Genomic DNA, 20,835 nt, shown 5'->3' on the forward strand with positions numbered 1-20,835 from the left:
TTAACTTCCTCCTTCCGCTTTATTATTACCGTTAATACTTATTTGCTCCCATGACCCATTATAGTTTACATACCATGTGGGCTCGAGGGTCACGTAATCACTAAGGTCATTTTCTTGATATTTAAGCTCATAACCAAGCTTGATACCCATAATATTTTGCATACTTTGACTATCTTCCTCAAGAGCATTCATTACTTCTTTACCTGAAGGGATATATACAGATTCTTTTCCTAATGAATTATTTAACTTAAACAAAGAGCGCTGATAACGGTATAGATCCTGATTTCGGAATTCTTGACTAATGGAGGCCATATTATACTTGTTGAAGACCGGATATCCTTTGTAAAACATTTGATAGGTTATTTTGTTTATCGATGTCTCGATATCCATTAAATTAAATTCCTCTGTCCAGCCCTTATGTCCGTTAATTTTTTCTATACTGCTGTCTAATAACTCTAATGGAGTCTTTTGCTGATATTCAGATGTTATTGGATTAAAAAACTCCATTCTATTACCATTGTGATCCACACTAAGCTCCCGTAGCCCATCCGTAAAGTATACTTCTCCCTCCGTAATAGAAGATGCGATGGAACGGCTCACCCGGGAAGGATCCAGGAATAAATCATTTACAAGCTTTGTTGCCGGGATACTACTTACAGATAGAGACCATTTTTTCATATCCGGACTCCCACTTGGGAAAAAGATATTTCGTTGCCCTTCCTTAAAAGCAAGATATTCTGTAAGGTTCTTCTGGGAATCAATCGTTTTCCATAGTTTACTATATATTTGTGAATCATTGATTACAGCTGTTGCTTTATGTCTGTTATCAATGGAGATAAACTGTATTTTTAACGAAGAGGATTCCTCTATAAACGTAAAGTACATACGGTCAAAAGACCATGTAGGGAATTCTTCTATTTCGTCTTTGAAAGAAAATAGATATGGCAAAATTTCCATTGGGAGGTCATCTGGATAAATCATCTCAATGTCATATGGCTGAATGTCACCCTTTTTCTCACCAGCTCTAAAATCATAGAGTACCGTAGACTGTAACTCATTGTAGAATCCTTGACGTTTTTCAGGATCATCATAACCAAAGTGAGCTCCATTTGTATGAAAAATGACATTCATCGGCTCAATTAAAGATTTTTTGGTTTCTTTCATTCCACCAATATCAATTTCCTTCAACAAATCGGGTCCACCTACCGGGGTTTGATTTGGCTGGTATGTCCATAAACCAAAGGTTAGCAACAAACTTACACCGACCAATATAATCAGAGCAAATGATTTAGCTGTTTCCAATTTCATTATAATCCCCTCCGCTTCTGATTCATCAGCGGAAGTGTAAAGAGGATCGCAGTCCCTTTACCTTCTTTGCTTTTTGCCCATATTTTACCGTGATGTGCTTCTACAAGTTCTTTCGCAATGGCCAGTCCTAGTCCAGTGCCACCCAATTTCCGTGTTCTGGCTTTATCTGCACGATAAAAACGTTCAAAAATCTTTTCAAGTTTATCATAAGCTATTCCCATACCCTCATCCTGAATGCTGACAAGAATATGATGCCGTCTGTTCTCCACGCGGAGTGTTATTTTACCACCCTCTGGGGAATATTTAATCGCATTGGATATAATATTATCAAGCACTTGGGTCATCTTATCCTGATCCAGCCAAACATTGAATTTCCCTTTCGGCAGCTCCCGTTTTAGTGAAATATGTTCTGGTATGTTCATTTCAAAGCGATCAATAATGCCATGGAAATAATTAATGAATTCTGTTCTTTCCTTCTTTAACGGATGTTCCTTTGCATCCATTTTGGAAAGCTGTAACAGATCATTTACCATTCGGATCATACGCTCTGTTTCATTTTGTGCTACACCAAGGAATTTAGGAGCAATATCCTTATCTTCCCATGCACCATCTGTTAATGCTTCAATATAACTTCGCATCGTGGTTAGTGGTGTACGCAGTTCATGAGATACATTGGATACAAAATCACGACGTTCCTGTTCAATTTTCTCTTGCTCTGTTACATCACTGATTACGGTGATAAATCCGGTAAGATCATCCTCATCATCCAGCACTGTAGAGAAGTTAGCGCGTACAAGCGATTCTTCTTCCTCAGTACTTAAATCAATAATAATGGATCCGCTGTCGTGAAGCTCTGTTATATCAACGATCTTTTCTTCTAATTGAAAAATATCCAGCAGATTTTCTCCAATTATTTCATCCGGATTATGGCCAATTAGTCTACCTGCTGCTTCATTCATTAATGTGATACCACCAACATTGTCTGTAGCAATTACACCATCTGACATATTGGACAGAACGGAGCTTAGCTTCCGCCGCTCTTCTTCAATGGTTGCATAGGAGTGCTTTAATCTGCTGTTCAGGTCATTAAAGGTTTCTGCCAGGTGACCAATTTCATCTCTCCCATATACATTTACCTTTTGGGTGAAATCTCCTCTAGCCATTGTCTGAGCCTGTCTACGCATTTCAATTATCGGTTTTGTAATCGTCCTTGCCACCAGTATCCCTATAAAGGCAGACACCGTTACCGCAAGGATCGAGCCTTTAAGGAAAATTTCATTAATATTTTGCAGCTGTTCATTTACACCTTCCATGGATGCCTTTAAATAAATGACACCAACAGCCACCCCATCACTATCTAAAATAGGTTGGGCAAGGACAAAAACCTGCTGTCTTGTTGCCTGATCAAACATTTCCCCTGACTGTACAGAATTATTTATCAATGCTTGCTGTACCATATCTCTTGTTGTTTTCTTTCCGATATCTCCCTGCGAACTATAATCATTTGTAGCAATAATTCGGCTTTGGTTATTAATTACCTGCAGGCTAGTAATATCATCTGGCCCAACATCTGAAATAATGCTTTGAACCTCTTGCTGCAATGTTGGTCCTTGCCCATCTTCCATTCGCTCTCTATTGAATGCTTGCTCCAGATTATAGCTTAAGAGCTGCACACGATCATTAATGGACGTGAAGAAATTTCCCCGGAGTTCTGCTTCCAACTCATTGGTAAAAAAAGATCCAATGACCTGAATTGCCACAAGCAATAATAAAATATAGATAATGATAAACTTTAATTGTATGGAACGAAAAAAACCGACTTTGTTCATTAGCAATTACTCCTGCTCAGGATTACGTAAATAATAGCCCACACCTCTTCGTGTAACGATCCACGTAGGGTTACTAGGGTTCTCCTCAATTTTTTCGCGAAGTCTTCTTACTGTTACGTCAACGGTTCGGACATCACCAAAGTAATCATAACCCCAAACTGTTTCCAATAGATGCTCACGTGTCATCACTTGTCCCATATGTCTTGCTAAATAATGAAGCAGCTCAAATTCTCTATGGGTAAGCTCAATCTGAACGCCATTACGCGATACTACATATGCATCAGGGTGGATGACAAGTGCACCGATCTCTATGTCCTTTGTAGCTTTTACTTTATCGTCCGGAACAGCTTGCTGTCTACGCAGGTTTGCCTTAACACGTGCAATTACCTCTCTGTTACTGAAAGGCTTTGTGACATAGTCATCTGCCCCTAACTCAAGGCCAAGCACCTTATCAATCTCCGAATCCTTTGCTGTCAGCATAATTATTGGCATCGACTGTGTTTTCCTGATCTCCCTGCACACCTCATTGCCATCCCGATTCGGAAGCATAATATCCAATAAAATCAAATCAGGTTTTTCAGCTTCAGCAACCTCAATGGCCTCATCGCCATCATGTGCTAATACAACCTCATAACCTTCTTTTTCTAAGTTGAATTTCAATATATCTGCAATTGGTTGTTCATCATCTACAACTAATATTTTTTGACCCATCTTTGACACATCCTTTGTTAATTACAATCTATCTCTTACTTTAACATATTACTATGTTTTATTTTATCGTACTTTCAGGTAAATGTCTTTCATTGGAGTGTAATAGCAAAAGGAAAAATATAGTTTCTCCGATAATGGAGGGTTTGGCGCATGATTGAAAGGCGATTGGCATTTTAAGGCGGATGATAGATATGGAGCGGGGGCATCGAGTGGGAATGTCTATTATGAGTGCGATGACGGACATCAACAAAAAGAGGTTGCCTCCACTAGGTAGAGATAACCTCTTTTACAGGTTCATGCTTTATTAAGAGCTATAAACACTTCTTACTATGTTCGTCTGAGAGCGGTCTGGCCCTACGGAGAAGACTGACAATGGAATTTGTGTCAGTTGAGAAATACGCTCAAGGTAATGACGTGCATTCACAGGTAACTCATCCAAGCTTTTCACATTGGTGATATCCTCTGTCCAGCCTGGCATTTCCTCATAAACTGGTTCACATTCAGCAAGCGCAGATAGACTTGCCGGAAACTCATGGATAACTTCACCCTTATACTTATAGGCAACACAAATTTTCAATGTTTCAATACCAGTCAGTACATCAATAGAGTTTAAAGATAAATCGGTAATTCCACTGACACGACGAGCATGACGTACAACTACACTATCAAACCACCCCACTCTTCGTGGCCTTCCTGTAGTTGTTCCATATTCTCGCCCAACCTCACGAATTTGATCACCAATCTCATCATGAAGTTCAGTAGGGAACGGGCCATCGCCCACACGTGTAGTATATGCTTTGGAAACACCTACAACATGATTGATTTTAGTTGGACCGACACCTGATCCAATGGTAACCCCACCTGCTATTGGATTGGAGGAGGTTACAAACGGATATGTTCCTTGGTCAATGTCGAGCATGACTCCCTGTGCACCCTCGAATAACACGCGGCGTCCTTCATCAAGGGCATCATTCAATACAACGGACGTGTCACAAACATATGGAGCCATTTGTTGGCCATATTCATAATACTCTTCTAAAATATCCTCCACGTTAATCGGATCCACTTCATATACTTTCTCAAACAAACGATTCTTTTCTTTCAGATTTTGCTCGAGTTTTTCCCGAAAAGCATCTTTGTCAAGCAAGTCAGCAATCCGTATACCCATCCGTGCTGCTTTATCCATATAGGCAGGACCAATTCCCTTTTTGGTTGTTCCAATTTTATTGACGCCTTTTTCTTCTTCCTGCAAGATATCTAATTTCAAATGATAAGGTAAAATAACATGTGCCCGATTACTTATACGTAAATTATCTGTAGACACATTGCGTTCATGTAAATAAGCGACCTCTTCTACAAATGCTTTTGGATCGATAACCATTCCGTTACCCAACACACAGATTTTATCATTAAAAAATATCCCTGAGGGAATTAAATGTAATTTATACGTCACATTATCAAACTTAATTGTATGCCCGGCGTTGTTTCCTCCTTGATAACGAGCAACCACCTCGGCATTTTGCGATAGAAAGTCAGTAATCTTTCCTTTCCCTTCATCGCCCCATTGTGTTCCAACTACTACTACTGAGGACATAGCGCACCTCCACTGAATTTTTCTAAATCATATGGTTTTAATAATCACAACTGTTATTTTACCAGTATCAAACTATAACGTCAATCCTAAATACGAACAATAAGTTACTATTCTATTTTATCGTTCGGTTGATTTCCGTAGATTAATAGAAAACCAACATATTCCAGATGTTGAGCTACGGAATTGTGAGCCTGTTAGGATAGTTGGAGCAGACCGTGAGCGAGAGGTTCATAGCTATCAGCCATTGTATGTTTTAATCAGCAGGAAGTAGGAGGTATCCGCTGTAGGGAGTGTTATTGGCAGTAGACGAGAGTAATCTGCCGTAGAAGAGAATAATCAGCAGGAGAGCTAAAGTATCACCCCGCAGAAAAAAATAATCAGCAGTAAAGCCTAAATTTACGCCAAGAACAGATGAATCAGCAGCATACGGATAATTCTCCATAAAAGGCACCTTAAGTAACGTCTGGCGCTTTAAGGAATAGCTAATTCATATTTTATAAGTTTGTGCCCACCAAAAATAGCATACAAAAAAACAGCCCTATATAAGGCTGCTATCTATACTTGAACTGGTGCTGGCGGCACATCACTTTCTGAATAACGATGATCGAGGTCAACGAATTTATTGTATTCCTTAACAAATGCCAGCTCTACATTGCCGACAGGACCATTACGTTGCTTGGATATAATGATTTCTATAATATTCTGTTTCTCTGATTCTGTATCATAGTAATCATCACGATATAAGAATCCTACAATATCCGCATCCTGCTCAATACTTCCTGACTCACGTAAATCTGACATCATCGGGCGCTTATCCTGACGGGATTCTACTCCACGAGAAAGCTGAGATAAAGCAATTAATGGTACATTCAATTCACGGGCTAAGCCTTTAAGGGAACGTGATATTTCAGATACTTCCTGCTGTCTATTTTCCTTAGAGTTGACGCTACCTTGGATGAGCTGTAAATAATCAATTAAAATCATTCCAAGCCCATGTTCCTGCTTTAACCGTCGGCACTTCGAGCGAATATCAGCAACACGGATTCCCGGTGTATCATCAATGTAAATCCCTGCATTTGATAGACTTCCCATTGCCATCGTAAGCTTACTCCAGTCATCTGCCTGCAGTTGCCCATTACGCATGCGCTGTGCATCAATATTTCCCTCTGCACAAAGCATACGTTGTACCAGTTGGTCTGCTCCCATTTCTAAACTAAATATCGCTACATTTTCATCTGTATTAACAGCGACGTTTTGGGCAACGTTTAAGGCGAATGCCGTTTTACCAACAGATGGTCTTGCAGCAACAATAATTAAGTCATTTCGCTGGAAACCGGATGTAATCTTATCCAAATCACGGAAACCAGTAGGGATCCCGGTTACATCAGCGCTTTGGTGATGAAGCTGTTCAATATTATCATATACATCAATAAGGACATCTTTAATTGCTTTAAATGCTCCGGAATTTTTACGGCCGGAAACCTCCAGAATGGACTTCTCTGCTTCATTTAAAACATCTTCTACTTCATCTTCCCGCTCAAATCCTGATGTAACAATATCCGTTGCTGAACGAATAAGTCTTCGCAAGAGAGCTTTTTCTTCAACGATTTTACAATAGTAACCAATATTGGCAGCTGTCGGCACACTTTCTGCCAGCTCAGATAGATAAGAAACGCCACCAATTTCCTCTAATTGCTTTGCATTATGCAAAAAGGATGTAACAGTAACAACATCAATTGGTTCGCCCCGATCCGCAAGCTTCATCATCGCTGAAAAAATCCGCTGGTGACTTGCACGGTAAAAATCTTCCGGTATTAAAGATTCCGATGCAGTTGAAAATGCTTCCGGATCCAGAAATACAGCTCCCAAAATGGATTGCTCTGCTTCCAAATTATGTGGTGGTGTACGATCACTCCATACTTCACTCATTTGCTGCCCCCTCCCTTGAGGATAGAAGAAGGCTCACCAAAAGTGAGCCCGCCTTCCCAATTTTTCCAACGTCGTAAATTGTAAACAAAATAATTGTTGCCTTTACTTTTCCGAAACATGAACTTTAATCGAGCCGGAAACCTCTGGATGCAGCTTCACAGGTACTGTAGTGTACCCCAATGCACGAATTGGTTCATCCAGTTCAATTTTCCGCTTATCAATTTTATATCCATGCTCTTTTTGCAAGGCTTCGGCTATTTGCTTGCTTGTAATAGACCCAAAAAGTCGGCCATTATCGCCTGATTTAGCTTTTAATTCAACAGTTAGATCAGCAAGCGTATCTTTCAAATTCATTGCTTCCTCTTTTTCTTCCTGTTCCAACTGCTCTGTCTTACGTTGTTGAGCTTCTAATGCCTTCAGATTACCGGCCGTTGCTTCTTGTGCTAAATTATTTTTTAAAAGGTAGTTACGTGCATAGCCATCAGAAACATTCTTTACTTCCCCTTTTTTTCCTTTACCCTTCACGTCTTTTAATAATATTACTTTCATTCCGTTTCTCTCCCCTCGTAATACTCATCCAGTATATCTTTTAATAAATTTGCTGCGTCTTCAATGGTTGTATCTTCTATTTGAGTAGCTGCATTCGTCAAATGCCCGCCACCATTCATTTTTTCCATAATAACCTGCACATTCACATTACCTAAGGACCGTGCGCTTATTCCTATTCTATCATCTTTTCTTTCTGAAATAACGAAAGAAGCATCAATTCCACTCATGGTAAGCAAGGTATCTGCAGCTTGTGCTATTAATACAGGTCCATAAGCTTGGCCTTCTTCCGCCTTGGAAATAGCTATATGTCCACGGTACACTTCCGAGCGCTCCACTAATTTACTACGCTTTACGTAAATATCAAGATCTTCCTTCATAAATTGCTGGACTAATACGGTGTCCGCACCCTTAGACCGCAAATAACTTGCTGCATCAAAGGTTCTCGAACCTGTACGCAATGTAAAGCTTTTCGTATCGACAATAATTCCAGCCAATAAAGCCGTTGCTTCAAGCATTTTTAACTTCAATGCTTTTGGCTGGTATTCCAACAGCTCTGTAATCAATTCCGAAGCAGAGGACGCATATGGCTCCATATACACAAGGGTAGGATTTTCAATAAATTCTTCGGCCCTGCGGTGATGGTCAATGACAACTTTATACTCCGATAAGTGAAGTAATGGCTCATGTGCAACCATGCTAGGTTTATGTGTATCCACGATGACTACCAAGCTTCTGTTGCCTGTAATTGCCTCTGCATGATCTGGATCAATAAAATATTGCCAGACATCCTCATCTTCCTTAATTGCTTCTACTAATCGGTACACACCTGTATCAACATCATCCGGATCAAACACAATATGGCCCTCTACACCATTCGCTTTGGCGATATTTAAAATCCCAATTGCTGCACCTAAGGAATCCATATCCGGTGATTTATGACCCATAATAATGACATTATCACTAACCTTTACCAATTCCTTCAGGGCATGGGAGATAACACGGGCACGAACTCTGGTCCGTTTTTCCATCGGGTTGGTTTTACCCCCGTAAAATCGGACTTTCCCAGTTTCATCTTTGATGGCAACCTGGTCACCACCACGGCCAAGTGCTAAGTCTAAGCTTGATTGAGCTAATTGCCCAAGTACAGGGAGCTCCACATTGCCTGCACCCACTCCAATACTTAATGTCACAGGATTGTTTTGCTCACCGTTTAATTCACGTACTTCATCTAATATATCGAATTTAACTTTTTCCAGTTTCTTTAAAATTTCCTTTGTGCCAACCGCAAGAAATCTCTCCTGGGACGTTCTCTTCAAGTAAAGACCATAACTTTTCGACCACTCATTTAGAACCGAGGTTACTTGCGAGTTCAACTGACTCTTCGTCGTATCATCCATGTTTTGAGTGATTTCCTCGTAATTATCCAAGAAGATAATCGCAAGCACTGTTTGATCATTATAGTACAATGTTTGCAGCTCTACTTGGGAGGTGCGATCAAAAAGATATAGCAAACGCTCTTCTTTTTTTACGGTTGTCTGGAATTTATAGCCCTCCAGCTCGAACCATATCTCTTCTTTGTCCTCTTTAATCATCGGAATCAATTCATCGCCAAGTGAATGTAAGGACTTACCAACTAATGTATCGTCCTCGGCAAATTGATTCATATATGGATTGGTCCATTCCACCTTATAATCCTCATTATAAAGCACGATACCAAAAGGCATTTCCAGCAATGCCTCTTCCCCGACTTTTTTTATCCGATGAGATAAAGTAGTTATATATTTTTCTGCTTCATTTTGTAAAATAATCTCTGACCTTATACTGTAGTAGAAAGAAGCAGCAAGCAACAGGGTCATAATCAAGCCAAGAATCCATTGAAAATACCAAATCCCAACTAACAGGAGAATGGATAATAAATAAATCACCCATAAATGGCTCCGAAATGTTGGCTTCTTTTTTAGGTCTTGCATAAAATTCAGCTCCCTACGAATTGACGCCTTTTTTCTCTTCCATCACTACTCTTTCTTTGAAAGACGATCTCTTAACCCGAATCCCAAATCAATAATACCTAAAATCCGTACGAGATAGAAAAACAGCATAGGAAATAGGATCGTAAGTACAACAATTAGGATCGGAATCGCTTTAGACATATTCTTATGGTGTGCATAGTAAAAAATAAATGAAAATCCTTGAATTGCCATGAGGACTCCTGTTAACACAAGTAAGTTCTCTGCCGCTAAATGAAAAATGTTTGATTGCTCTGAAACGATAAGCGTGATAATCAAAGCAAAGAAATATACCCATATTAGCGATACAGGAAATCGCAAGTGGCGAAATGGCGGAAACTTAATCTCTTTATTATCCAACCGTCGAATTATTTTATAGCTTACCCATTGACTTAGAAAAGCTAATCCAATTGCAATTAGGGCAATAAATACAGGTAACAGATTTACAAGCATATCTAAAGAAGCTTCCAGCATTTCGCGAGCTTCCTCTGTCTGTTCACCCATTCCAAATTGTTCAAACGTATTTATCGTCATATCCATCGATTCATTCATCATACTCTCAAGTTCATTTACCCAATTCACACCAAATACATATTGGGTAAAGACAAAAGCAAACAGCAGACCAATAATGAATCCAAATGTTCCTCGTGCCCATGTCTCATATGGAGTCAATTGACGGTATATCGCACTTCCGATCATAATCCCGCCTAATCCCATAAGGAGTGTTATTGGTAATGAAAATATGGTAGCAAACAGGATAGATAACAACATGGAAACAGCCAGCATGATCAATGATGGCCGCCAGTCATAACGTGATGCATAGATCACAAATGGGACCGGCAATACAAACATTGCAAAAAAAGACAGAACAGGAACGAATACACTAACTAATATCAATCCAATGAAAATAGCTGTTAAAAGTGCCCCTTCTGTTAATCGTTTTGACTGATTCATAAAGCACCTCGACTACATTCTATATTTATGTCATTATAATATGATAACATGATTTTCCCCGAAAAGGGTGTCGAAAATGGTGGAAATAACTATTTTCCAGGGAATAAATTACCTTTTATAATATAGCGACATACAGTGCTCAGCACATAAAATTGTCATGGATTATTCATGGCTAAAGCAGTTTTTATTCACTCTTATCAATTATAATAGAAAGGGCTGCCAACTACAAAATACTATGTTGGCAACATATTAAATTTCTAGTATGTGGCTATTTTCTTGAGCACATATGCTGCAGCTGAAAGAGCTTCTTATTTTATTGATAACCAAAGACAATAGTTTAATTAATTATTATTTTTAAAGGATGAACCTCAATGATTTTTTTGCAAACGTTTCTCCATAGTATCAAACTGCCCTCCAAAAAGGCAACATTCTGGCTCAATCGGATTGGGATGGACATCGCCGTCATCTACATGTTTTTACTCTTGTTTATTGTCTCTGTGCCTTCCCTTGTTGACAGGGTGACATCTGCGGAGGGGATTAGTGCAGAATTAAATATATTCTTTCTGTTTATTTACTTTTTTATTTTCTATTACTTACCAATGACTGTTCTCGTTTTCATTATGATTTCTGTTATAGCTTATATTGGGACAGGAATAGCTAAGCTGATGGACCGAAAATTACGCTTCGCTATCCTTTGGAAAATGACGGCTTTTACAACAACGATTCCTTTTCTTTTATACACGGTACTTGCCTTACTATTCAAAGTGAATGATAGCTATCTCGGTTTATTTTTTATTTATTCCTTTGCATTTTTAGTTGCCATTATTTCTATATACCCGAAACGCAGAAAAAAGAATTGAAAATTGCTTTATATTGTTTAAAAAACCTTTCAAATATGGCTGTCTTGCCAGATTTGAAAGATTTTCTCTTTGGTACATTCATAGTAGGAGATAATTGCGAACTAGTTATTATGATTTTCTAACTTCGCTACGGGAAAATATTACGCTTTCCGCGGGCGGCCTGCGAGCCTCCTCGAACTTCACTAACGTTCCGTTCTGTGGGGTCTCGCTAGTCTCGCTTTTCCCGCTGGAGTCTACATATTTTCCCTCCGCTAGTATGCGTTAGTAATATCATAGTGATAATATATTTGGTCACAAAAAATAATTAATTAACACTAAATTTAAATAAAAGCATATACCAATTGATTGGAATGCAAGATGGCAATCTAAAAACGCCACGTCCTGTTGGCCCACGACTCCTGCCAGACTAGCATGAGACGATCATTTAAAAGTATTTAAGTAAATATTAATAGGATATTTTTAGAAAAGCTATTTACAGTACTATCAAGTTATCTCACATTTTATCTATTCTGCGAACCATTCAACTAGCCCAGCATACCTACTAAAAACATAAATAACCCGAATCATTGTTCATGATCCGGGTTACGTTTCAGTTATTTAGAATAACCTTATACTATTACTCTGCTACGAAAGGCAATAATGCCATTGTACGAGCACGTTTGATTGCTCTTGTAAGTTTACGTTGGTATTTTGCAGAAGTTCCAGTTACACGACGAGGAAGAATTTTTCCACGCTCAGAAATGAAACGTCTTAGCAAGTCAACATCTTTATAATCGATGTGGGTAATACCGTTTGCAGTGAAATAACACACTTTACGACGCTTTGCACGTCCGCGACGAGCTGCCATTTATATCACTCCTTCTATTTATTTACGCTTCCTTCTTAGAAAGGAAGATCATCATCTGATATATCGATAGGTTCCCCATTATTTCTAAATGGGTCCTCTTGAGGTTGATTTTGGTTTTGGTTCTGACTCGGTTGAAATTGGTTCTGGTTTCTGTTTTGCTGGAATCCTGATGCACCCTGGCCTCTATCCTGAGACGAGCCTTTTGATTCTAAAAATTGTACACTGTCTGCTACAATTTCTGTTACAAAAACAGTCTTACCATCTTGTCCTTCAAATGTACGTGTTTGTACACGGCCATCTACACCAATCATGCTACCTTTTTTCATGAAATTAGCGAGATTTTCTGCCGGTCTACGCCAAACGACACAGTTAATAAAGTCAGCTTCGCGATTGCCCTGCTGATTGGAAAAAGGTCGATTAACTGCTATGGTGAAGTTAGCTACTGCAACTCCGTTTGGTGTATAACGTAAATCAGGATCCTTCGTTAACCTGCCGACAAGTACGACACGATTTAACATCAGAACCACTCCTTATTATTGATCATCTTCTCGAACTGCAATATGACGAATAATATCATCAGAGAACTTAGCTAAACGATCAAATTCATTGATTGCTTTTTCATCACTGCTGAAGTTAATGATAACATAATATCCATCACGGTAATCATTGATTTCATAAGCAAGACGCTTCTTGCCTTTTTCATCAACTTTTTCAATCTCCGCCCCATTATCAGTTAAAATGCCATTGAAACGCTCAATCAAAGCTGTTTGAGCTTCCTCTTCCATGTCTGGGCGGATGATGTACATGATTTCGTATTTTCTCATCCGTTACACCTCCTTTTGGTCTTAACGGCCCCCAATATTTCATGAGAGCAAGGAGTAATCGTAAATTTAATTACTCACAATAGTGTATTATACCAAATCTTTTTTAAAATAACAAGCCTTCGAGAGATCCTTTTTTTACGTTATTACCCTTTTAATAAATATTCACCAATTGTTTGGCAAGGTGCTTGTACTTTTGCTAGTCACTAGACATTAAATCGGAAATGAATAACATCTCCATCTTGCACAATATATTCTTTTCCTTCCAAGCGGACTTTTCCTTTTTCACGAGCCTGGGCCATGGCGCCAGCTTCCATTAGGTCACCATAGGAAACTGTTTCTGCACGGATAAAGCCTCTTTCAAAGTCTGTATGAATAATTCCTGCTGCCTGTGGTGCTTTGATTCCTTTACGAAATGTCCATGCACGTACTTCTTGTTCTCCAGCTGTAAAATAAGTTGCTAATCCAAGTAGATTGTAAGAAGCTTTGATCAATTTATCCAGACCGGACTCAGTAATACCCAAATCCTCCAGAAACATTTCTTTTTCCTCTTGATCAAGTTCAGAGATTTCTTCTTCGATTTTTGCACAAATTACGATAACCTCCGCATTTTCCTTTGCAGCATATTCCTTCACCTGTTGGACATAAGCATTACCATCAGGATCAGCTACCTCATCCTCACTTACATTTGCAACATACAAGGTTGGTTTACTTGTTAATAAGTGAAGACCTTTTACAATCTTCCATTGTTCTTCTGAATATTCCAATGCACGAGCAGGAATTTCTTCTTCCAATCCTTCCTTTATCTTCTCAAGGACTGTCTGCTCTGCAACTGCTTCTTTATCCTTCTGTCTTGCTAATTTTTCTACTCGTTGGATCCGTTTATTAACAGTTTCCAAGTCTGCTAAAATTAACTCTAAATTAATTACTTCAATATCTTCAATTGGGTCAACTTTTCCTGACACATGTGTGATGTTTTCATCCTCAAAACAACGCACCACCTGACAGATTGCATCAACCTGGCGAATATGAGATAAAAATTGGTTCCCCAATCCTTCCCCTTTACTTGCGCCTTTCACAATACCAGCTATATCTGTGAACTCAAATGCTGTTGGTACTGTCTTTTTCGGCTTTACTAATTCCGTTAATTTATTTAAGCGATGATCAGGCACTTCAACAATTCCCACATTCGGGTCAATGGTAGCAAATGGATAGTTTGCAGCCTCTGCTCCAGCTTGTGTAATAGCATTAAAAAGTGTTGATTTCCCTACATTGGGAAGCCCGACGATTCCTGCTGTTAATGCCATGCAACTTTCACTCCTTAAGGATTTCATTCATATGAACGCGTTAGTCATCCTAATTATAGATACTTGCTTTCAAATTGACAAGTTAACAAAAAGCAAAAACAGGCACTATTCCAAGGCCTGTTTTTGCTTTTTCACCGACCAAATCTACGTTTTTAATCGTACTGCTTCTATCGTACCATTAAATCGTTTCTTTCGTCTATTTTTATTATTTATTTAGCTGCCTGTTTTAACGGATCATGGCTTGGTCCATTTGAGGATGAAATTCAAGCATAGGTAACTGGTTTCTTTACTCCTCTTCCGCCTTTTCGATAACCTTTTTAAGTTTTTTCGTGAACTCTCTTCGCGGAATCATAACACTATGGTCACAGCCTAAACATTTAATTCGGATATCCATCCCCATTCGGATGATTTTCCATTTATTTTCTCCACATGGATGAGGTTTTTTCATCTGTACAACATCATTTAGTCCAAAATCAGTTTCTGCCATAACGCTTTCTCCTTTTTTACTCTCATTATAACAAAAGTTATTGGCCACGCTCTCTGTTTTTGTCTAAAATATTATCTTTTTCATTTCCGGAATACATAACAATTCGTGGTGATGGTATTTCTATTCCTTCCTGATAAAGCTTATGTTGTATTTCCCTGCGGATGTTCCGTTCTCCTGCCCACTGAAAACCTGGAAGCGTCTCTGCTATTACTCTAATCACAAAGTGAGAAACATCCAGATTCTGTACACCGATAATTTCCGGTTTCCCTACAATAAAGTCATATTTATCTGGTAAGGTTTCCACGATTTCCTCGATGAGCGGCTCCGCTTCCGCCACATTGCTTTCATATGGAATATTTATATCTACAATAGATAATCCATTATGCACAGAATAATTTGTTACCTGTGTCACATTCCCATTAGGAAGAATATTCATTTCACCAGTCCAACTAAGTACCTTTGTAGTACGAAGTCCAATTTCTTCTACAGTTCCTTCTATTCCCGCTACTCCGACGTAATCACCTACAGAAAATTGATCTTCAAAAATAATGAAAAAGCCGGAAATAATATCCCGAACGAGATTCTGTGCTCCAAAACCAATAGCTAAGCCGGCAACTCCTGCCCCTGCTAGTAGAGCTCCAACTTGTAATCCAAGTACATTATCCAGAATCATCATAATTGCAATAAAGTAAACAACATATGCAATTACATTTTTAATTAGTTTCTTTAACGTATTTTCGCGACGTTCTGTAAGCCGGATTGGCCCTTTTTCCCGGCGTTTAAACAGCCTGTCAACCAACTTTCTGGATAGGCGCACAAATGCCAGGGCGACAATAATAATAAGAAAAATTTTCAATGCGGCAATTCCAATCGAAATCCATAGGTCTGGTGCTACTAAAAAGTCCCATAAATGGCCTATATCTTCATTTACTTTTTCTATGTCTTCACCTAAATCTACTTCGTTTTTTGCAGCCACTTTCATACCTCCTGTGTTCCCTGTTGCTTTTCTATAGTAATTCTATGTGTGTTGTTTTTTTTATGAGGTTGGACGGGAATCCGTTCTTTTCCATAATGGAAAAAGCAATAATCGGACCAATACATATAAATTTAGTATCCCATAGATCGGATACAAATAGCTTACCAAGGTTGAAAAGCCAAAGGCGGTCAATGGCAGCATAGTGATTAATGTTATAACAACAATGAGCCACAATGGTAACCGGAAAAATTCCTGCACCCTTGTTACAATGCCTAAAACACCCGAGGCTGCTGTTGTAAATATAGCAAACCATAATAAAACACTCATGAAAATAAGCATTTCCAATGGATAGTGCTTTAAAATGGCGAATAAAGGAATTTCATATACGAGTATCTCGTCCGCAATTTGTATAAGACTATTATTATATATATATGTAATAATCCCTAAAATCAAGCCACTTCCAACACATGCTATTACAATTTCACCTTTTGATTTCACCTTATTGCCAATTGCACCAAGTACAGCAATTAACGGTAAAATATTTAGTGCCGTAAAAGGAAATGCCGCTGTCCAATTTCGTTGCTCATGCCAATGTGAAAAAAGAGAAAGATTTTGATCATACGTAAACATGATTAATACAAATAACAGTCCACCTAATAACAGAGGCAACACAAATTGATTAACTGATAATAATCCATTTATATCCTTAATAAATAAAATAATCAAGGCAAATACCATAATACCTATTCCCCATATATACGGGAAATTAAACGCCCTTCCTGTTGCCCCACTCCCCGCAATCATTACGACAGTCGTTGTAAATAAATATAAAAAAATCATGACATCATATACCCCGGTTAATTTAAGTCCAACAATTTCCTTTAACACAGGCAAATATTGTGTTGATTTTTTTTTGTGACTTATATCCATAATTACCATACAACAAATTGAAAAGAAAACAATGAACAATAGAATAGCCAGTCCACTTTCATGCCCAAAAAATTGCCATAACTCCCTGCCTGATGCATATCCTGCCCCAATTGTTGTTCCTATAATTAAAAACATCCATTTCAGCCCCGCACGTATCATTACTTTTCCTCCAATATTTTTAGAATCCATGTATAGATTTTTGAAAATTTCCGTATACTATACCAATATGTTTTTGGAGGATAAGCTATGAGTCTTATAAATCGTTTCAAAAATAAAAATGAAAGTTTTCGTATGTATTACCAGGAAGCAGAGCTAAATACTTCCTTGGGAGAAAAATTAATCTCCTGGTTCCCTTCGGCTCCAAGAGATTATATTGTTGTTTTTATTGGAACAGACCGATCTACAGGTGATGCGCTTGGCCCACTGGCTGGCTCCCTGTTCTCTTCTCTCAATCCAAAACATTTAACCATCTATGGTACGTTGCATCAACCCGTGCATGCAACCAACCTGCAAGATTATCTGGATAAAATAAAATTAAAACATAGAAACCCCTTTATTATTGCAATAGATGCCTGTCTCGGCAAAAACACATCCATTGGTCAGCTGATAGCCGGGACAGGCCCAATCAGCCCTGGAGCTGCCTTAAACAAGCGTCTGCCCGATGTGGGAGATATTCATCTGACTGGAGTAGTTAATGTGAGTGGGTTTATGGAATATGCTGTATTACAAAATACCAGATTATCAATTGTAATGGATATGGCAACAAAAATCTCCGAGTTATTGGTATATATAGATCAGCGTCTTTGCTACCAACATGCCCAACCGGCAATCGTATTACCAATAAACAAAGAGAAGACAATGTAAGTGAGAAGGAAGTAAAATGGGCGCACCCCGCTTTAGCTAACAGCCTTATAAAAACGGTTCCGTTGCAAATGTTGGGGTCCAACGGTATTTTTATTATTCATAGTTGGATTAAAATGCGAACTAAAGTAGACTTATTTCTCTGTTAATGCAACAAGACTATATAACACCGCTACGGAAAAACACTGCGCTTATCGGGGGCGGCTGATGAGCCTCGGGCCAACACGATGTTGGTCATGAAGGCGTTGCGACAATGGTTTTGGTGGGGCGAGTATGCGCAGCCCCAGGACGTCGTGACTTTAGCCTTCCAGCCCCCTATACCGCATTCGGGGGTCTCACCTATGCCTCATCTCCCCCAGAAGTCTCCGTATTTTTCCTTCGCTAAGGTTTGTTTTTATAAGAGAAAATTAATTACTGGTACGTAATTCACTGAAAAATACATCCTTTAAGGGTTAGCAACACCAATTGATTGAAATGGAAGATGACGACTCCTGCCGGAATAGCATGAGCTGAAGACCCTGGACGGAGCGTAGCGGAGGAAGCGGCTGAAGCCATGCCGGCGGAAAGCGTTCATCTGTAATGGAAATCAATGGCGATAGATGATCGTCAAAGGTATCAAAATATATTTTAGTAGTGTACCTTTTAGAAAAAGCAATTTACAATACTTTCAGTTAAGTCGGAGTTTATCTATTTTCCGTATCACTGTATAACCCCAATATATTAGGGCCTAAAAAAGCCAGTCTCATTCTAATTATAGCTAAAAAATAGAATAAGTCTGGCTTTTTCAACAGCATTTTTTGCATGCAAATATGTATTTAAACGAAAAGCTGATAATTGTAATAAATAAAGGCTACAGTCAAGATAGATGGTAATAGATTCCCTATTCGTATATTGGTTATTTTTAATAGATTTAGCCCAATCGCCAGGATTAACAGCCCACCAACAGCAGTTAGCTCTACAATAAGGCCATTCAAAAACGCTTCTGGTAACCATCTATCTATTTGTGTTGCCAATAATGCAATTGCACCTTGGTATACTACTACAGGAACAACAGAAAAGATAACTCCATAGCCCAGTGTCGTTGTAAGTACAAGTGCAACAAAACCATCAATAACCCCTTTTGTAATTAGAATTTCATGGTCTCCACGAATCCCACTGTCTAATGCACCTATGACAGACATAGCACCAATAACAAATATAAGGGAAGCGGTGACAAAGCCTTGAGATACACTGAAGCCATCCCCTTTGTCACTGGCAAATTTGCTACCTATCCAAGAACCCAGACGGTTTAATCCTTCTTCCACATGTAATAATTCCCCAATTACAGCACCCGTCAATAAACTTAATAACACAATAATAATGACTTCGGTAGAAAACGCCATTTGCAATCCAATTAGAATGACAGCAAGCCCAATTCCATGCATAACAGTTTCTTTATATCTTTCCGGGATTTTTGTGAAAAATAATCCTAACAGACTTCCTACAACAATTAATACACCATTTACCAATGTTCCATATAAAACCATTCAACCCAACTCCAATTAATCAAAATCTGTGTAAGCCATTGCTATTTCTTCTATTGCATCTAGGAAAGTGTCTACTTCCTTTTCTGTATTATATATACCTAAGCTTGCACGGATAACCCCTTGCCCCTGTGTATTTAGAGTTTCATGGCCTAGCGGGCTGCAATGTAAACCAGCACGCACGCCAATTTGATAATGTGTATCTAAAATGGTTGCTATTTCTTGTGAGTTAACCTCTTGCACGTTAAAAGCAACAATTGGCATTTTCAGCTGATCGTCTTCCACACCATAACAGATAACTCCAGGGATTTTTTGCAACCCGGCTTCCAACCTTCTAATCAAGATTGTTTCACGTGGAACATTTTCATCTTTTCGCTTTTCATAGCATTCCAAAGCAGCATAAAGGCCAGCAATTCCTGGTGTATTTAACGTACCACTCTCCAGTTTTTCCGGTAACTGTTCTGGCTGATGTGGGGTATCAGAAAAGCTGCCTGTCCCCCCGTGATGCAAAGGGTTTAAAGTGATATCACCTTCTAACAAGAGCATTCCTGTACCTTGTGGACCAAGCAAGCCCTTGTGACCCGGAAAAGCAAGCATATCAATCCCTTGCTCTTTCATGTGGATAGGGATATGGCCAGCAGTTTGTGATGCATCCACTAATGTAATAATTCCTTTGTTCCTCACTACATCTAATATTTCATCTATAGGAAGTACCGTGCCTGTCACGTTGGAGGCATGTGCGATTGCCACTAATTTTGTATTTTGTTTTACCTCCTGCTGAACTGCTTTCGTAAATTGTTCTTCATCGGGGGACCACGGTATATAAGTAATCTCTACACCAAATGTTTCTTTTATGTATTCAAGGGGCCTCCTTACAGAGTTATGCTCCAAGGAAGTAGAAATAACATGATCTCCAGGCTCCCAGCTTAACCCCTTAATTGCTTGGTTTAATGCTACCGTCGCATTATTATAAAAAAGCGCTTTTTTGGGATCCGTACATCCAAAGATATTTGCTGCTTTTTCTCTTGTTTTACGAATAATATCGGCTGCTTCCCTAGCTGTTTTGTGGCCGCCTCTTCCTGGATTAGCACCTGTCTTGGTCATTACATGGACCATTGCTTCAACAACCTGTGGTGGCTTTGGAAATGAGGATGCAGCCTGATCAAAATATATCATTTGCCTTCCCCCTATATAAAATGATAATAAAAGACTGACGATCCCTGCCGCCAGTCCTTCCATCAGAAACTATAAGATTTTGAGCTGTATGAACCTTCTCCATAGCGGAAGCCTGTTCAGTTCCTGTGCTAACGCTTTGTATAAAAGTAACCGTTCAATAAATGAAG

The 20,835-nt window shown here is 38.9% G+C and carries 19 protein-coding genes; 2 read left to right on the top strand and 17 right to left on the bottom strand.

The window, feature by feature from the left end; translation table 11 throughout:
- The 8 genes from X953_RS18655 to X953_RS18690 form a co-directional block, all read right to left on the bottom strand.
- Nucleotides 1-1,308 (bottom strand): YycH family regulatory protein, encoded by a 1,308-nt coding sequence (locus X953_RS18655; RefSeq protein ID WP_040956874.1) that lies wholly within the window; start codon nucleotides 1,306-1,308, stop codon nucleotides 1-3.
- Nucleotides 1,308-3,137 carry a cell wall metabolism sensor histidine kinase WalK gene (gene walK / locus X953_RS18660; RefSeq protein WP_040956875.1) on the bottom strand — a complete coding sequence of 610 codons (1,830 nt, stop codon included), beginning with the start codon at nucleotides 3,135-3,137 and terminating at the stop codon, nucleotides 1,308-1,310. Before walK ends, X953_RS18655 begins: the two co-directional genes overlap by 1 nt.
- A 6-nt stretch (nucleotides 3,138-3,143) precedes the next feature.
- The gene (yycF, locus tag X953_RS18665; protein WP_019375787.1) at nucleotides 3,144-3,848 is read right to left on the bottom strand and encodes a response regulator YycF; all 705 of its coding nucleotides are present in this window, start codon (nucleotides 3,846-3,848) and stop codon (nucleotides 3,144-3,146) included.
- Nucleotides 3,849-4,152: 304 nt separating this feature from the next.
- On the bottom strand, nucleotides 4,153-5,442 hold the full coding sequence (locus X953_RS18670) for an adenylosuccinate synthase (protein WP_040956876.1): 1,290 nt from the start codon (nucleotides 5,440-5,442) through the stop codon (nucleotides 4,153-4,155).
- A 555-nt stretch (nucleotides 5,443-5,997) separates the two neighbouring features.
- Nucleotides 5,998-7,371: a replicative DNA helicase gene (gene dnaB, locus X953_RS18675; protein WP_019375784.1), complete on the bottom strand. Its 1,374-nt coding sequence runs from the start codon at nucleotides 7,369-7,371 to the stop codon at nucleotides 5,998-6,000.
- 102 nt (nucleotides 7,372-7,473) lie between these two features.
- Entirely contained in the window at nucleotides 7,474-7,920 is a 447-nt protein-coding gene (gene rplI / locus X953_RS18680; RefSeq protein ID WP_040956877.1) for a 50S ribosomal protein L9, read from the bottom strand.
- The gene (locus tag X953_RS18685) at nucleotides 7,917-9,890 is read right to left on the bottom strand and encodes a DHH family phosphoesterase (protein WP_040956878.1); all 1,974 of its coding nucleotides are present in this window, start codon (nucleotides 9,888-9,890) and stop codon (nucleotides 7,917-7,919) included. The genes rplI and X953_RS18685 overlap by 4 nt, the downstream gene beginning before the upstream one ends.
- A 45-nt stretch (nucleotides 9,891-9,935) precedes the next feature.
- Complete coding sequence (locus X953_RS18690) at nucleotides 9,936-10,880, bottom strand: YybS family protein (protein WP_040956879.1); 945 nt, start codon at nucleotides 10,878-10,880, stop codon at nucleotides 9,936-9,938.
- A 371-nt stretch (nucleotides 10,881-11,251) separates the two neighbouring features.
- On the opposite strand from X953_RS18690, the gene X953_RS18695 reads away from it, so the two are divergent.
- Nucleotides 11,252-11,740 (top strand): DUF1189 family protein, encoded by a 489-nt coding sequence (locus tag X953_RS18695; protein ID WP_040956880.1) that lies wholly within the window; start codon nucleotides 11,252-11,254, stop codon nucleotides 11,738-11,740.
- Between the two features lie 616 nt (nucleotides 11,741-12,356).
- Here the strand turns inward: X953_RS18695 and rpsR are convergent.
- The 7 genes from rpsR to X953_RS18730 form a co-directional block, all read right to left on the bottom strand.
- A complete protein-coding gene (rpsR, locus tag X953_RS18700) occupies nucleotides 12,357-12,587 on the bottom strand; it encodes a 30S ribosomal protein S18 (RefSeq protein ID WP_019375779.1) in 231 nt (76 codons plus the stop codon).
- A gap of 35 nt (nucleotides 12,588-12,622) precedes the next feature.
- Entirely contained in the window at nucleotides 12,623-13,105 is a 483-nt protein-coding gene (gene ssb, locus X953_RS18705; protein WP_040956881.1) for a single-stranded DNA-binding protein, read from the bottom strand.
- A 15-nt stretch (nucleotides 13,106-13,120) separates the two neighbouring features.
- Complete coding sequence (gene rpsF, locus X953_RS18710) at nucleotides 13,121-13,411, bottom strand: 30S ribosomal protein S6 (RefSeq protein ID WP_019375777.1); 291 nt, start codon at nucleotides 13,409-13,411, stop codon at nucleotides 13,121-13,123.
- Nucleotides 13,412-13,614: 203 nt separating this feature from the next.
- Nucleotides 13,615-14,715, bottom strand: a complete 1,101-nt coding sequence (ychF, locus tag X953_RS18715; protein ID WP_040956882.1) for a redox-regulated ATPase YchF — start codon at nucleotides 14,713-14,715, stop codon at nucleotides 13,615-13,617.
- A 286-nt stretch (nucleotides 14,716-15,001) separates the two neighbouring features.
- Entirely contained in the window at nucleotides 15,002-15,202 is a 201-nt protein-coding gene (locus X953_RS18720) for a DUF951 domain-containing protein (protein WP_040956883.1), read from the bottom strand.
- 37 nt (nucleotides 15,203-15,239) lie between these two features.
- On the bottom strand, nucleotides 15,240-16,178 hold the full coding sequence (locus X953_RS18725) for a mechanosensitive ion channel family protein (protein WP_084715749.1): 939 nt from the start codon (nucleotides 16,176-16,178) through the stop codon (nucleotides 15,240-15,242).
- 60 nt (nucleotides 16,179-16,238) lie between these two features.
- Entirely contained in the window at nucleotides 16,239-17,267 is a 1,029-nt protein-coding gene (locus X953_RS18730; protein WP_040956884.1) for a membrane protein, read from the bottom strand.
- Nucleotides 17,268-17,354: 87 nt separating this feature from the next.
- Between X953_RS18730 and yyaC the strand changes: the two genes are divergently transcribed.
- Nucleotides 17,355-17,972 (top strand): spore protease YyaC, encoded by a 618-nt coding sequence (gene yyaC / locus X953_RS18735; RefSeq protein ID WP_040956885.1) that lies wholly within the window; start codon nucleotides 17,355-17,357, stop codon nucleotides 17,970-17,972.
- Between the two features lie 812 nt (nucleotides 17,973-18,784).
- On the opposite strand, the gene X953_RS18740 is transcribed toward yyaC, so the two are convergent.
- Together X953_RS18740 and X953_RS18745 are read right to left on the bottom strand one after the other, a co-directional pair.
- Nucleotides 18,785-19,495 carry a DUF554 domain-containing protein gene (locus X953_RS18740; RefSeq protein WP_040956886.1) on the bottom strand — a complete coding sequence of 237 codons (711 nt, stop codon included), beginning with the start codon at nucleotides 19,493-19,495 and terminating at the stop codon, nucleotides 18,785-18,787.
- Between the two features lie 15 nt (nucleotides 19,496-19,510).
- On the bottom strand, nucleotides 19,511-20,668 hold the full coding sequence (locus X953_RS18745) for an aminotransferase class V-fold PLP-dependent enzyme (protein WP_040956887.1): 1,158 nt from the start codon (nucleotides 20,666-20,668) through the stop codon (nucleotides 19,511-19,513).
- Nucleotides 20,669-20,835 lie beyond the last annotated feature (167 nt).

The organism is Virgibacillus sp. SK37 (genome assembly GCF_000725285.1).
GTDB lineage: Bacteria > Bacillota > Bacilli > Bacillales > Amphibacillaceae > Virgibacillus_Q.